This window comes from Phormidium sp. FACHB-1136, assembly GCF_014697375.1.
Lineage (GTDB): Bacteria > Cyanobacteriota > Cyanobacteriia > Phormidesmidales > Phormidesmidaceae > Nodosilinea.
Genome location: NZ_JACJRS010000124.1, coordinates 1 through 14,913, shown reverse-complemented (window position 1 = coordinate 14,913; position 14,913 = coordinate 1). Strand labels below are relative to the sequence as shown.

Annotated in this window: 13 protein-coding genes and 1 pseudogene; 7 read left to right on the top strand and 7 right to left on the bottom strand. The window is 54.8% G+C overall.

The window, feature by feature from the left end:
• The 3 genes and pseudogenes from H6G62_RS23555 to H6G62_RS23545 form a co-directional block, all read left to right on the top strand.
• Nucleotides 1-216: pseudogene (locus tag H6G62_RS23555) on the top strand (hypothetical protein); the annotation flags it as partial.
• Nucleotides 179-1,045: a ThiF family adenylyltransferase gene (locus H6G62_RS23550; protein ID WP_190499755.1), complete on the top strand. Its 867-nt coding sequence runs from the start codon at nt 179-181 to the stop codon at nt 1,043-1,045. The pseudogene H6G62_RS23555 and the gene H6G62_RS23550, both read left to right, overlap by 38 nt.
• A 121-nt stretch (nt 1,046-1,166) precedes the next feature.
• The gene (locus H6G62_RS23545) at nt 1,167-4,496 is read left to right on the top strand and encodes a hypothetical protein (protein ID WP_190499753.1); all 3,330 of its coding nucleotides are present in this window, start codon (nt 1,167-1,169) and stop codon (nt 4,494-4,496) included.
• Nucleotides 4,497-4,626: 130 nt separating this feature from the next.
• Here the strand turns inward: H6G62_RS23545 and H6G62_RS23540 are convergent, their stop codons facing one another.
• The 5 genes from H6G62_RS23540 to kdpB form a co-directional block, all read right to left on the bottom strand.
• Nucleotides 4,627-5,718 carry a universal stress protein gene (locus tag H6G62_RS23540; protein ID WP_190499751.1) on the bottom strand — a complete coding sequence of 364 codons (1,092 nt, stop codon included), beginning with the start codon at nt 5,716-5,718 and terminating at the stop codon, nt 4,627-4,629.
• Between the two features lie 35 nt (nt 5,719-5,753).
• A complete protein-coding gene (locus tag H6G62_RS23535; RefSeq protein ID WP_190499749.1) occupies nt 5,754-6,440 on the bottom strand; it encodes a response regulator in 687 nt (228 codons plus the stop codon).
• A gap of 76 nt (nt 6,441-6,516) precedes the next feature.
• Nucleotides 6,517-7,086 (bottom strand): K(+)-transporting ATPase subunit C, encoded by a 570-nt coding sequence (kdpC, locus tag H6G62_RS23530; RefSeq protein WP_190499747.1) that lies wholly within the window; start codon nt 7,084-7,086, stop codon nt 6,517-6,519.
• Between the two features lie 44 nt (nt 7,087-7,130).
• Nucleotides 7,131-7,322: a potassium-transporting ATPase subunit F gene (locus H6G62_RS23525; protein WP_190499746.1), complete on the bottom strand. Its 192-nt coding sequence runs from the start codon at nt 7,320-7,322 to the stop codon at nt 7,131-7,133.
• 124 nt (nt 7,323-7,446) lie between these two features.
• The gene (gene kdpB, locus H6G62_RS23520; protein ID WP_242052245.1) at nt 7,447-9,462 is read right to left on the bottom strand and encodes a potassium-transporting ATPase subunit KdpB; all 2,016 of its coding nucleotides are present in this window, start codon (nt 9,460-9,462) and stop codon (nt 7,447-7,449) included.
• A 179-nt stretch (nt 9,463-9,641) separates the two neighbouring features.
• On the opposite strand from kdpB, the gene H6G62_RS23515 reads away from it, so the two are divergent.
• Complete coding sequence (locus tag H6G62_RS23515; protein ID WP_190499742.1) at nt 9,642-10,013, top strand: four helix bundle protein; 372 nt, start codon at nt 9,642-9,644, stop codon at nt 10,011-10,013.
• Nucleotides 10,014-10,135: 122 nt separating this feature from the next.
• Here the strand turns inward: H6G62_RS23515 and kdpA are convergent, their stop codons facing one another.
• A complete protein-coding gene (gene kdpA / locus H6G62_RS23510; protein ID WP_190499740.1) occupies nt 10,136-11,812 on the bottom strand; it encodes a potassium-transporting ATPase subunit KdpA in 1,677 nt (558 codons plus the stop codon).
• A gap of 57 nt (nt 11,813-11,869) precedes the next feature.
• Entirely contained in the window at nt 11,870-12,112 is a 243-nt protein-coding gene (locus tag H6G62_RS23505) for a hypothetical protein (protein ID WP_190499738.1), read from the bottom strand.
• A gap of 313 nt (nt 12,113-12,425) precedes the next feature.
• Between H6G62_RS23505 and H6G62_RS23500 the strand changes: the two genes are divergently transcribed.
• The 3 genes from H6G62_RS23500 to H6G62_RS23490 all read left to right on the top strand — a co-directional run.
• The gene (locus H6G62_RS23500; protein WP_190499736.1) at nt 12,426-13,535 is read left to right on the top strand and encodes a HAMP domain-containing sensor histidine kinase; all 1,110 of its coding nucleotides are present in this window, start codon (nt 12,426-12,428) and stop codon (nt 13,533-13,535) included.
• Complete coding sequence (locus H6G62_RS23495) at nt 13,532-14,218, top strand: response regulator transcription factor (protein ID WP_190499734.1); 687 nt, start codon at nt 13,532-13,534, stop codon at nt 14,216-14,218. Before H6G62_RS23500 ends, H6G62_RS23495 begins: the two co-directional genes overlap by 4 nt.
• 309 nt (nt 14,219-14,527) lie before the next feature.
• Nucleotides 14,528-14,913, top strand: a 386-nt coding sequence (locus tag H6G62_RS23490) for a DUF1016 N-terminal domain-containing protein (protein ID WP_242052244.1), incomplete at its 3' end; no start/stop codon positions are given.

The window sequence follows — 14,913 nt, the reverse complement described above, 5'->3', positions numbered from 1 at the left end:
TATGGCGTCCTCGGCAGACTGCACCAGGCCCAACCCGAACTGCTGCTCAGGGTCGGACTGTTTGGGCATTTCTGGATGATTCCGGCCTCTGCCGTCTTCGATTCGTTTGAATCGGGCTGCACCCTGCTTGACGTGGCCCACCCAAAACTACCCTACTACTCAGCCAAGGAACCTGACCATGCCGACGACGCCTCTCAACTTACTCCCCAACTTTGACGCGGTGAACGCCAAACCCGTGGTGCTCGCCCCAACCCAAACCATCGAACTCTGGATCATTGGATGCGGGGGCACCGGATCGTTCCTGGTGCAGTTGTTGTGCCGGGTAGCCCTAGCCCTGACCGCCCAAGGTCGAACGACCAAGCTGGTGCTGGTAGACCCAGACCATGTTGAAGCCAAGAACGTGACTCGGCAATGCTTCTGCGAGGCCGAGGTGGGCCTGAACAAAGCCCAGACCTTAGCCCTCCGCTATAGTGCCGCCTTCGGGGTAACCATCGAAGCGCTGGCCCAACCCTTCAAACCGTCGATGCTCCTCGACAGTCCCTATGAAACTCGGCAAGTGCTCTGTGGCTGTGTTGATAATGCGGCGGCTCGACAGACCATTGCAGAGGCCATCACACCCCCCCGGTACCGGAGCCTAGGTTCGGCCTGGTGGATTGATGGTGGCAACAGTCAGCACCACGGCCAGGTGTTGGTCGGCAACAGCAGCTCCGTCAAGCTAGAGGATTACTCGATGGACACCTTCTGTGAAAACCTGCCAATGCCCACGGTACAAGCTCCAGAGATGCTAACGGCCCGACCAGAGGAGCAAGGCTTGTCGGGACAGTCCTGTGCGGAACTGGCTCTCGCCAATGCCCAAAGCCTGATGGTCAACCCTCAGGTCGCCACCCTCATGGGTCGGTATGTGGTCGATTTGTTGAACAATCGCCTGACCCAATTCGCCACCCACTTCGACCAACAGACCGGAACCATGGTCTCTCACTACAATACAGACGCCAGCCTTGCAGCGGTCTTGGCCCATGCGGTCAATCGCCCTGAACGGGCCTGAATCTCAAACCTAAGACTGAAGCTACCCCCACCGCCTAGCCGCTAGAACGGAACTTAAGCAAGGCCCAGCCACACTTAGCGGCTAGGCACTGAATCGTTGTCCCGGCATAAAACCAAAAATTATGCTCAAAACTCAACTCTCAGAGGACGGACGCACCCTACGAATCCCTGTCGTTAGGGTCGCTCCAGCCCCCGGTAACCGACGTACCCTGAAACGCAGCGAACCCACAGCGGGAGCCCTGGAAGGCGACAAGTGTGGCTACCAAACCGTTGAAAATGAACCCATTTCAGCCCTCTTCCTGCAAGACCAACTCAAGTCCCTGATGGTCGTCAAAATTGCCACAGGGACAGCCGACGAGGACAAACGTCCCCATCTGCTGGACGACATTTCCCAAAAGGGCGATACCCGCACCCATCTCTTCAGTTCCGGCAAGACCCATTACTTTGGTAGTCCTGAGTTGAAGGAAGAAATCCGCAGGTTCTTTCGCTCTGAGCCAGATGCCGCCGTTCGCTATGGGTCACTGTTCACCTCCAATTGCTACGAAGGGCTAGAAACGATAGGGCCACAGAACACCGTTGGCCCCAACGACCCAAGCGCTATCCAGCTTAAGGTGGTGAACTACAAGCACCCCGACGACCAAGCCTTCAGGACGGATGATTGTTTTGGCTTCTGTAACTCAGCCCTAGCGGAGAAGCTGGGCGCACCTAAAGACCACCCCTTTCAGTTCCGATTGGTCTGGAACGAGAACTGGGCAGACCCAGGCCAGCCCTTCCTGCCGAGCTTCCTCAGCAAAGGGGTTCTCGCCGTTGACGATGCGTTGGCCCCCAACTCCAACCAAATCATCCTCGACCAGACCTCCATCAAGGGCATTCACAAGGGCGTGCTCGACCAATTTGTGCCCCGAGGCGACTATGATCTGCCCCAAGCCGTCATCGGCAATCGGGAGAATGCCCGCAATCGTTTTTACCGCAATAGTTGGCAGTTCACGACCAGCTTTAGCGCTGCGGCCATTGAGCAAGATTTCGGCCCCCAGACCCAGGCCGAAGCCGAACGACTGAAGGCGATTCAAAGCGATGACGTGATGCTCAAACGCCATGTCATTAGCCTGCATGACAAAAGCAAAGACTATCTCAATGACGAGGGCAACGACCTTTACCAAGATGGCGACATCGACGAAGCCCGCAGCGATGACCCAGAAGACCCAGTCATGATTCAGCTGCTGCGTCGAGATAAGTTGGGTATCCTGAACGCCACGCCCAAGGTGCAGGACTACCAAAAATCTCGCCTACAGCGGGCCTGGAAAGAACTCGCCATCAACGGCGGCCATAAACACCAGTCCTCACGGGCCGTGCCGTCTCGGGAACTGGCCCGTGGCGAGGTCTGTATTCCAGGGATTCCCGATGGCGAAGTCATCATCGTCACCCGCTCCCCCATCCCCAGCCAAGATAACATCCGAAAATACGTCAACAATGCCAAGGTCGAGCGGCTGCAAAACTACAAAGGCTGTATCTGGATGAACTCAGCCGATGCCGCTGAGTATCACCAGGGCGACTTTGATGGCGACCAAATGCAGTGGGACTTTGCACGGGATCTGCCCAATATCGCGAAAGAAGTGAAGTGGGCCGGTGAGCCGGGGGACTTTAAGGGCATCCAACAGCGGCCCAAAAAGCCCTACGTGACCACAGACACGAGCGGCTATACCGATGACCGTGAATCGCTCAAACAGTTCGCACCCATCATCCATGGCTCCGTCATTGAGGGTGCCATGGGCGGTGAGCAAAACAAAGTGGGTCTAGTCGCTAACTTGATTGGTCGGGTTCAATCGGCCCAACCGAACGACCGAGACCGACTCACCCATCAGTCTATGAAACAGTTCAGAGACCAAAAGCATGACCTGCTGGAACGCTTGATGGGGGCACTTCAGATCGAGGTGGACTATGGCAAAAGCGCAGAACGGTTGGAAGACGTGGACGAGATTGGCGGCGAAACCCTGATCTCAGACGCGCAAGCCTGGACTGAAGATCGCCCTGTGCCCTTCTTTGACCATAAGAAAGACCCCGATATCTATAAGCACTTCATGATGCCCGATACGGGGTCAAAGGCTTCTGTGGAGGTGATGCCTCGAATCACCAATGCGGCCTGGGAGTCCCTACCCGTGGGTCAGAAGAAGCGCAGCTACTTTCAATCGGTCTTACACAGTGAGGCAGAACTAGAAGCCGCATTCAGCCATCCCCACTACCCGATGGTCGAAGAATCGGCAATGGAGTACAAACAACAGTTCAATGCCCTGGTGGCCAGGAACATCCAAGAGAACCTCACTTCCCAGGAATCCGCCAAGCGAATTGGCGAATTTTACCGAGACTGCGATGCGTTCGTGGCTCAGGGGCTGGGGATTGACGGATTAAGCCCTGAGGAAGTTGACGAGATCAAAGAGCTGTTCCATATTGCCATCTGGAGAGCCTGTCATACCTCTGAAACGAACCATGACCAACGCCCCCTGGAACCCGGTGGCGAGATGGATGAGTGGTGCCAGCGTCAACCCATCACCTTTGGCCCCAAGTGCCTTCAGCTTCACCAACAACCGGGCCTAACCGAGGTCGATGTGGTGACAACGCCCTTTGGTCAAAGTACAGAAGGGATGAAGAAATATCTAGACCAAAACAACGTCAAATACACCGCCTACCAACAACCCAAAGCTCCGATGATGGACTTTGTCCTTGACCCATCTACGCCCCCATCGATCCTGGGCAACCTGGAAAACCGATACCCCGACCACCACGCCCCGGTGCCTTTCCAGGGCCAGGTCAGTAGGCCCGCTGACTATGATAAATGGTCGATTCCGAGGGGCCGTTCTGGGACAGGCTCCCTGGCCTACAACGTTTGTGTCCCTCAACTGCTAGCAGCGGTGGAGCGGCAGCAGCATCTCAGAGACGGCATCCACGCCATCGGCTTGCGCCATACCACCTTTGGCAGAAGACCCGCAGGCACCAGACAGGGTATCGTCCTCAGAGTTGGCAAGTATCCCACGGATCATCCTGACCGTAGCCTAGCGGGTCAGCCCTGCTTGGAGTCGAACGGCAACATCATTGGAGCCTTCCCACAACATCAGAAAGTGCCCATTGTCGGTACCGCCTTCCGGTCTCCGAAATTTACCCTCAAAGCCAATAAGCAAGGGGTTGTCAACTATGCCGAGGGTGACGTAGACCAGACCTCCATCTACGTGCCGATAAAGTCCTCCCAAGAAACCGAAGGACTGGTTGATGAGCAGACGCCCGCCAGTGTAAAAGCCGTCAGAGCCGCCAGGGAAGCCTCCAATAGTGGGTTTCCCTATAAGCCCATCAAGGATATTGAGCCTCCATCTCAGGTTCGACCAAAGACTCGATCCAGGAAGCAGGCTCAAGCCCCAAAACCTGCCCCAACAAAAGCCCAATCTGAGATGCAGATGGGCTGAACCACGGCACGTCATGGACAGAAACTGAGGGAGGGTACAATCAGCATCAAAGCTCCTCTTTCAGATCATTTACACCGGATGCTGACAGGAGTTAGATCAATGTAGTTACAATGCTTAAAAATGCTCTAAATTACTTGGCTGCAATGATATGAAGATCGACACTCGGAAGCGCTCGCATGAGCCGCTGGACAATCGAACCTTTTGTCAGCAGTTGCCAGCGTGATCTTTGAGTTTCTCCCAAAACAATTTGAGTGATATGCTTGTTAGCTGCGATGCTGGCAATGGCTCTGACCACATCCTCGGACTCTAATCGTAGAAACTCACCCTCAAATTCCTCACAGAGCTGTTTGCAAGTTTCGATATGAAGTGCTTCTACCTTAGACAAAAACTGATGGGGATGGGCGACAAACAGCACATAAAATCGACCATTCATTTGGCTTGCGATACGTGCCCCTCGTCGCAACAGTTGAATTGAACTAGGATTCGTTGAAACACAGACTAAAATGCGTTCTTGGATGTTGCAGTAACTCTGGGCGTTTCCCTCTCGGCCATTTTCTTCAATGTTGTCGGCCACCTCTCTCAGGGCTAATTCCCGCAGAGCCACTAGATTCTGCCGCTTAAAAAAGTTTTGCAAAGCCTGATCAATCTTGGTAGGGGCGTAGATTTTGCCTTCCTGCAATCGCTCCTGTAAGGTTTCGGGGGTCACATCAATGACCACTACTTCGTCAGCCTCATCGAGTAGGCGATCAGGCACTCGTTCTCGTACTACCACCCCCGAAATCTTATGCACTAGGTCATTCAAACTCTCTAAATGCTGAATATTGATGGTGGAATACACATCAATGCCTGCATCTAAAATGACGTCCACATCTTGATAACGCTTCTCTCGTGGCGAACCAGGGACATTGGTATGGGCCAATTCATCGATCAGCACCAGTTGTGGGTGACGATCAATAATGCCCTGGGTATCCATTTCTATCAAATTCCGCCCCTGCCAAAGTGTCGGTTTCAGCGGAACTTGTTCCATTCCATCAGCCTTTCCGGCGGTGTCAGCTCGTCCGTGGGTTTCTAACAGCCCAATTACTACATCAAAGCCTTCTTGCTTAAGCTGCTGCCCTTCCTCTAGCATTCGGTAGGTTTTGCCCACGCCAGGGGCCATGCCGATAAAGACTTTGTGTTTGCCTCGGCGGGGGGAGGATTGGGATTGGGTGGGATGGTACATCAGAAGAAGGTGGAACGTGTGAACGTGCGAACCGTTTACACATTGAATTGAGGGCGAGTGTGGGGTTGAGTGGTGGCGCGGTGGAGGGTTTGTTGGGCGGGTAGGTAGGTGGGGTCGAGGTCGAGGGCGGCACGGTATTTTTTCAGAGCATCCAGTCGGTTGCCGAAGTATTCTTCGATTTCACCCAGGAGGGTTAGGGCTTCGGGGCGTTCAGGGTTGCAGCGCAGCGCCTCTTTCAGAAAGCCTGTGGCCTGGGAATAGTCTTGGCGATCAAGGTAGTCGTGGGCGGTCTTAAGTAGGGTGTCGTAGTCGGCATCAAGCTTGGCCCAGGGATGGGGACTTTCTAGGGTCTTACGGACAATGGATTGAATGGTGCGGGCGCTGAAAGGCTTTTGCACATAGCCATGGGGTTCTTGAATAAAGTCTATAGCACCCGACTTCATGGCCTGTACGGCTTCATCAACGCTACTGTGAACAGCGGTAATAATCACCCGCAGGCAAGGATGGTTATGGATTAGCTGCTGGATGATGTCCACGTCCTCAGTCTGGGTAAGCATTGCATCTAAGATCACTACATCGATAGGCTGATGAGCCAGAATTTCATTAGCAGTCTCAATGGTTTCCGATTGGAGAACTTCGTAGTCAGCGGCGATCAAAAACTGTGCCACGGTGCTGCGGGATATCTCATCATGGTGAATAATTAGGATGGTGTTTTTTAGCATGGAACTAGGAGAGAAAAGAGGGTGGTTGGGTTGGGTTGAGTTATATTGAAGCCTTCTAAGGTTTCAACGTTTTATTTCAGAGGTTATCTAGGGCTAAGTTTAGGGTCAGAACATTGACACCGGATTCACCCAAAATCCCTAGGAAGCGCCCGTCAGTGTTTTGGGCAATCAGTGATTTCACCTCCTCCACCGACAGCCCTCGTGCCTGGGCCACGCGCTCCACCTGGGCTTCGGCGGCGGCGGGGGAAATATGTGGGTCAAGGCCAGAGCCAGAGGAATAAAGCAGATCGGCGGTGGGTTCCACTCCCTCACTGCGAAGGCGTTCAGCTTCTACTTTAATGCGCTCTAACAGTTCAGAATTATCGGGAGCTAGGTTGCTGCCACCGGATAGGCCCGTGGGGTTAGCATCGTCCCCTTCGCTGTAGGCAATGACGCTGGGACGACTCCAAAAGTACTCATTGGCGGTGAAGGTTTGGCCAATTAATGCTGAACCCACGATTTCACCCTGGCTATTGGTCAGTAGGCTGCCGTTGGCCTGGTAGGGAAAAGCCGTTTGGCCGATTATAAAAATTAGGAGTGGATAGAGAAACGCTGTCAAGATCCAGAGGGTGGCGATACTGCGGATGCTGATGATGAGGTCTTGCATGGGGGGTAAGGGGGTAGGGGTGTGAACGTGTGAACGTTAGTTTTTTAGAACTTTTCGGGTTGGACGATCACTGCGGCTAAATAGATAGCGAGGCCCACGACAACGAGGCCAAGCAGCCCGATGGCATAGGCGGTTCCACGGGGGATATCAGAGCCAGTAGCGGCATGGAGGGCGGGTGTGATCACGGTATTAGCTAGCAAACCCAGCAGCAAAATTTTGGGAAGAGTAGGTTTCATAGGAAGGAATGTTTTGTGATGGATGATTGATAGGGTTTAAGAATTAGATGTTGTCAGGTTGGAAGGTTAAAAACTTAGAACACCTAAACTTTCACACGTTCCAACCTTCACACGTTCCAACCCCCTAGAAATTTGTCACTGCCGACACCCCCAAATCAATAACTTTAATGGCGACAAACGGGGCGATAATGCCACCGAGGCCGTAGATGAGGATGTTGCGCTGGAGCAGTTGGTTGGCGGTTAGCGGACGAAATTCGATGCCTTTTAGGGCCAGGGGAATGAGGGCAGGGATGATGAGGGCATTGTAAATTAGGGCCGAAAGTACGGCGGTGCGGGGGCTGCTGAGGCCCATCACATTGAGGGCACCGATGCCTGCGGCGGCGAACATGGCGGGGATGATGGCGAAGTATTTGGCGATGTCGTTGGCCAGGGAGAAGGTGGTGAGGGCACCCCGGGTGATCAATAACTGTTTGCCAATGGTGACTAGGTCGATCAGCTTGGTGGGGTCGGAGTCGAGATCGACCATGTTGGCGGCTTCCTTAGCGGCCTGGGTGCCGGAGTTCATGGCTACTCCGACGTTGGCTTGGGCTAGGGCGGGGGCATCGTTGGTGCCGTCTCCGGTCATGGCCACTAGCTTGCCCTGGGATTGCTCAGCCTGAATCACCTGGATTTTGTCTTCCGGTGTGGCCTCGGCCACAAAGTCATCGACTCCGGCTTCTTCGGCAATCACGGAGGCGGTGATGCGATTATCGCCCGTCAGCATCACGGTGCGTACCCCCATGCGGCGCAGTTGGTCAAAGCGCTCTCGAATACCGGGTTTGATGATGTCTTTGAGGTAAATAACGCCGTAGATGTCACTATTTTGGCAAACAGCCAGGGGGGTGCCGCCCAGGCGAGAGACTCGCTCGAAGGCTTGGTCGAGTTCGGCAGGGGCGGTGCCACCGCGTGAACGCACAAAGCCGCGAATGGCGTCCACTGCCCCTTTACGCACTTCGCCGCCGTCGGGCAAATCGGTGCCACTCATGCGAGTGCGGGCGGTAAACTCCACTCCTTCGGCCTTGTCTTCGTTAAAAGAGAGCGTGGCTCCCAGTTTTTCGGCTAAGCGCACGATTGATTTGCCCTCTGGAGTGGTGTCGAATACGCTGGCCGCCAAGGCTACGTCAGCGACCTCCTGCTCACTGTGGCCGTTGACCGGGATAAATTCTTCGGCCAGACGGTTGCCGAGGGTGATGGTGCCAGTTTTGTCGAGCACCAGGGTGTTGATGTCGCCGCAGGCTTCCACTGCCCGCCCGGAGGTGGCCACCACATTGAACTGAGCGACCCGATCCATTCCGGCAATACCGATGGCACTGAGCAGCCCGCCAATGGTGGTGGGAATCAGCGCCACCAGTAGCGCCACTAAAATGGTGATACCCACTGGACTATTGGCGTAGTTAGCGGGGGCGGGCAAGGTCGCCACCACAATCAAAAACACCAGGGTGAGTACCGCCAGCAGCACTGTCAGGGCGATCTCGTTGGGGGTTTTGCTGCGCTCGGCCCCTTCCACCAGGGCGATCATGCGGTCGATAAAGCCCTTGCCAGGGTCAGAGGTGACTTGCAAAATCAGCTCGTCGGAAATAATCCGGGTACCGCCCGTTACCGAGCTAGCCACGTCTGAGCCAGGCTCCTTCAGCACCGGGGCCGATTCGCCCGTAATCGCCGACTCATCGACGGAGGCCACGCCTTCAATCACCTCACCATCGGCAGGGATCATGTCACCAGCCACAACTTTGATGCGATCACCCCGCTTCAAACTAGTCGAGTTCACCTCCTCTACCGATCCGTCCGATCTCAGCCTACGGGCGACCGTATCTGAACGGGTAGACCGCAGGGCATCCGCCTGGGCCTTACCGCGCCCTTCAGCCACGGCCTCTGCGAAGTTGGCAAACAGCACCGTCAAAAACAAAATCAGCGTAATTAGCCCGTTATAAACCGCTGCGCCATCGCCATCGGTAGGGCCAAATAGGGTAGGGTTCACAGTCAACACAGCGGTGATTACCGTGCCGACCCAAACCACAAACATCACCGGGTTTTTCACCATGATGCGTGGGTCTAGCTTGCGAAAAGCTTCGACCACAGCTCGTTGATAAAGGTCGGTCATCTTCGCCTTGGGGGTGTGCTTACGCTGTTGGCGAGGCCCGCCGGGTTGTTTGAGGGGGAGGGTAGATTGGGTCATGGGATTGGGGGAGAAGAATGTTAGAACGTGTGAACGTGCGAACGTTAGAACGTTTATACGTGGGAAGGTGGGAATACTTAGGGTGTCGGTTTTGGTTGACGTGGATGGGTGCTATTCAGAGGTTTGAAGATATCTTGGCTTGGCAGTCGGCGCGGGAGTTGACCAGGTTGGTTTATGGCCTGTCAAATACGGGTAGCTTTGCGCGGGATTTTGGCTTGAAGGATCAGATACGGCGGGCGGCGGTTTCGGTCATGTCCAATATTGCCGAAGGTTTTGAAAGCCGTACTCGAGGCATGTTCATTAACTATTTAGGTCATGCCAAGGCTTCGGCAGGGGAAGTACGTGCTCAGGCTTATGTGGCGTTGGATGTGGGCTACATTGACCAGACACAATTTGATCATCTAATAACGTTGGCAGAGCGGTGTAGCAAGCAAGTTAGTCGGTTCATGGCGTATTTGGAGGGGAAAAAGGGGTGAGGGTGGGAAGGTGGGGATGTTAAAAGGTGGGAAGGTTCAGAACTTGTCAACTTTCCAACCTTCCAACCTCCCAACTTTTCAACCTCCCAACTTTCCAACCTCCCAACCTTCCAACTTTCCCACTACCCCAAGCTAAACGCCGCCGCCACTGGCCCTAAAGCTAAAACTGGCAGGAAGGTCAGCGCTCCGAGGATCAAAATGGCTCCGGCGGTGACTCCGGTAAACAGGGGGGTGTCGGTGCGGAGGGTGCCTGCGGTTTCGGGGACGGGTTGTTTTCGGGCCATGCCGTCGGCGAGGAAAATCAGGGCGGCAATGGGCACGTAGCGACCGATGAGAAGGGAAAAGCTGGTGCTGAGGTTCCACCAGAGGGTGTCGTCGCCTAACCCCTCAAAGCCGGATCCGTTGTTGGCGGCAGCGGAGGCGTATTCGTAGACCACCTGGGAAATGCCGTGGAAGCCGGGATTGCTGATGCCGGAGAGGGTTTCTGGGAAGGCCAGAGTGATGGCGGCGGGAATGAGGATGGCGATGGGATGAACGAGCAGAATTAGGCTAGCGAGGACGATTTCGCGCTTTTCGATTTTACGGCCCAGGAATTCGGGGGTGCGTCCGACCATTAGCCCAGTGAGGAAGACGGTGAGAATCAGAAATACAAAGAGGTAGGCGGTTCCGGTGCCCTGGCCACCCCAGACGATCTGCAAAAACAGGTTAGAGAGGGTGACGAAGCCGCTTGCGGGCATCAGGGAATCGTGCAGACCGTTGATGGCTCCGCACATAGTGCCCGTGGTGGAAACGGCCCAAAGAGCGGTGAGGAAAGGCCCAAAGCGGGTTTCTTTACCCTCCAGGTTGGGCTGTTGGCTGCCAAGGACTTGATTGACCAGGGGATTGCCCTGGTATTCACCCACGGCGGCAATGGCGATAAAGGCCACAAAGATGGCAAACACCATCCAGAAGATCAGCCAGCCCTGTTTGGGATTGCCCGCCATGTAGCCGTAGGTGAGGATTAGCCCAGCGGGAATCACCAGCATGATCACGGTTTCGAGCAGGTTGGTGAAGTTGTTGGGGTTCTCAAAAGGGTGGGCGGAGTTGATGCCAAAGAACCCACCGCCGTTTTCCCCCAGTTCTTTGATGATTTCAAAGTGGGCTACCGGGCCACGGGCGATGAATTGGGTGGCTCCCTCCAGGGTGGTGGCTTGGGCGGGGCCAGCGAAGGTTTCGGGTACCCCGGCAATCAGCAGTGCTATAGCTCCCACAATGGAAATCGGCAGCAAAATGCGGGTAATGGATACGATTAAATCGGTGTAGAAATTGCCTAGGGGTCGTCCCGTTAACCCACGAATAAAGGCAATTGCCACCGCAATGCCCGTCGCTGCTGAGGTAAACATCAGAAATCCCAACGCCCCCATCTGGCTGAAATAGCTGTAGGTGGTTTCGCCGGAATAGTGCTGCTGGTTTGTGTTCGTGGTAAACGAAATAGCCGTGTGCAGACCTAGATCCCAACTTGGGGCACCCAGCTCTGTCGGATTTAGGGGCAGCACCCCCTGGAGCATAAAAATAACGTAGACCAACATGATCATGGCTAGGTTGCTGACCAGTACGGCACGAATATATTGGCCACCAGTCATCGGACGGCCATCGAGTACGCCAGACCCAGCAAAAACCACTCGCTCCACTGGAGAAACAATCCAATCCAGCCAGGTTTTTTCACCCAGAAAGACTTGGGCCATATAGCGCCCCAGTACAGGTGAAACCGCCGCCAAGATGACGAGTATCAAAGTTATCTGAAGAAATCCTTGTAGCATGGGATTGATAGATATAAAGCAACACAGATCGACACATCGAGAAGAAAATCTTCCCCGCTAATGCACTTTTTGTCTGAGCTGCAAGCAATTTCCTAGATGAGGTGAAATGGCAGGGTTGAGAGCAATGGCAATCAGACAATCACCATCTTCAACCACAGGATTCTGTTGAAAATGAATCAACTGCTCTGCTCGGACTAAGCCCAGAAAATGACAGCTATCCGGCAGACAAATTGACCCCAGGGGTTGTCCAAGATGTGCGCTGTGAAAATAAACCGTGCAAGTAATCAACTTGGCCTTCATGACAAGAGTCTTTCCAAAAAAGAGCCATTCGATATCTCCATTTTGCTGCTCTTGCGCCCAAAATCAAGGTATAGAAAAGCGTTTAATCTAGATTTATACCCTCCATCCAAGCTCCAAATAGATATAGCGTTTAGGTAATTATTGAACTCCTATATCATTTGATATAAACATCACCACTCCACACCAAATCAGCCCTAACATAGATTGACAAAATCACCATAACCAAAAGCCCATAACCTTCCAACCTCCCCACCTTCCAACGTGCCAACGTGCCAACGTGCCAACGTGCCAACCTCCCACCCCACCCTCCCCCATGCCCCGCCCCACCCCCCCTTGGCAACAAACCCACTGGCTGATTACCGCTCTCTTTGTCGTGGTCATTGGGCTGGAATACAGCACACCACCGCCCTACGTGTTTGGCTATCTGTACATTGGGGCAGTGCTTTTGGCCAGCGGACGACTGGGCCGGGGGGTGACACGGTGGGTAACGGCAATCGCCATTGTGCTCACCCTGCTCAACCTGGTGATTCCCGGCCTAGAGCCAATTAGTACGGTAACCATTGCCAATCGGGCCATCACGGTGCTGGCGCTGGCGGTAACGGGGTGGTTGAGCGACCGCATTCAGCGCTACGAAAAGGCCATCACCTACCAGCACGCCCAAATCCTGGCCCAGGCCCAATTGGCTCGGATGCGGGAAGATTTTGTCTCGACCCTGACCCACGACCTGAAAACGCCACTGCTGGGGGCGATAGAGACCCTCCATGCCCTGGAGACCGAGCAGTTTGGAGCCGTGACATTGGCCCAGCGGCGGGCAATCGCCATCATGACCCGCAGCCACCAGACCACCCTGCAACTGGTTGAAACCCTAATGGATGTCTACCGCAACGACGCCGAGGGGTTACGCCTTAACCTAAGCGTTGTGGATGTCGTTTCCCTGGCAGAGGACACCATTATGCAGCTCACAGCCTTTGCGGCCTCCCGGCAGATACACATTCGCCTTCACCAAGGGGCATCCGACTTTCGCCAGCCCTGCTGGGTAAGGGCCGATGCGCTTCAGCTCCAGCGGGTGCTGAGCAACCTGATTGCCAACGCCATTCACCATTCTCTGCGAGGTAGCCTAGTGGAGGTGGTGATTCGCCATCATGGCGATGATTGTCTGGTGCAGGTGCTGGATCAGGGCCAGGGCATCGCCGCCGATGAAATGGCCCACCTGTTTGAACGGTTTTACCAGGGCCACAGTGATCGTCAGGCCAAGGGTACCGGACTGGGCCTCTACCTCAGCCGTCAGATCGTGGAGGCCCACGGCGGCAGAATTTGGGCCGAATCGCGCCAGCCCACAGGGGCGGTGTTTGCGTTTCGACTGCCTGCCCAGCCCCCGGTGCAGGATAATAGCTTGATGGTACGCGCTACTAACCTCCGATGACCGACCAGCCTATTGATATTCTCCTGGTCGAAGACGATGAGCTGTTTCGCTTGGGCCTAACCACTCGATTGCAGCGGGAGCCGACCTTGCAGGTTACCGCCGAAGCGGAGGACGGCGAAACGGCCATTGCCCTAGTCAACCAGCAGTCCTTCGACGTGGTGCTGCTAGACATTGGCCTGCCGGGGATTGGCGGCCTCGAAGCCTGTCGCCAGATCAAGCAGCAGCACCCCACCCTGCCAGTGCTGGCCCTCACCTCCCACAACCAGCCCGCCCTGATTGCCCGCCTGATCGAAGCCCAGGCCCAGGGCTACTGTGTTAAAGGCATTGCCGCCGAGGCGCTGGTGCTGGCCATTCGCTCCGTTGCCTTGGGGGCAACCTGGTGGGATGCCATCGCCTCCCAGGAAATTCAGACGGCCTTTCAGTCCCCTGCCCTAGAATCGCCACCCACCCATACCCCGACCACCCTAGACATCCTCACTAAACGCGAGCAAGAAATTCTAGTATTGATGGCCGATGGGCAGAGCAACCAGGAAATTGCCGAGACCCTCTACATTGCCCCCGGCACAGTGAGAGTCCATGTCCACGCTATTTTGCAAAAGCTGGAGGTGCGTGATCGCACCCAGGCCGTCATTCTGGCGATGCAGATGGGCTTAGTCTCACCTCGGAAAAATCTAACGGAATAAGAGTGGTTTAGGTTTTTGGTCTACCTACCCCATAGCCTATTCCGATAGTAGGTTATCCCGTTCGACATCGTTAGATACGTCCCCTTGGCGGTACTACCCGGTTTCAAGGAAAATGAAGATCATGAGCGCCCTCGATAGTGATCTCCAGCGTTACTCTGTCTGATCGCCCCTGGTCAACATGGTTGTGAGACAACAGACTGGTTATAGGGCAACCGAGAAGGTAGACCTGGGAGATATGAGTGATTAACTGAATGATCAGTTAGATGATGAAGTGGCTTACTGATTGTTTACTGGCTCAATGCATCACCCATGCCCAAAGACCTCGGCCTATTTCCTGACGAAGACAACTACTTTGACCTACTAGACGGCCTCAAACAGCGGATTCGCACCGCTCAGGTCAAGGCAGCCTTGGCGGTTAATCAGGAACTCATTGCCCTGTACTGGCACATGGGGCGAGAGATTTTGGTACGACAGCAGCAGGCGGGATGGGGGAGCAAGGTGGTTGACCGCCTTTCGGTTGATCTGCGGCGCGAGTTTCCGGAGATGAAGGGATTCTCGCCCCGAAACCTTCAATATATGCGGGCCTTGGCCGAGGCCTACCCCGACGAGGCAATCGTGCTACAGGTCGTAGCACAAATTCCCTGGGGGCATAATCAATCCCTGCTCAACAAGCTCGATACCCTCGACCAGCGCCT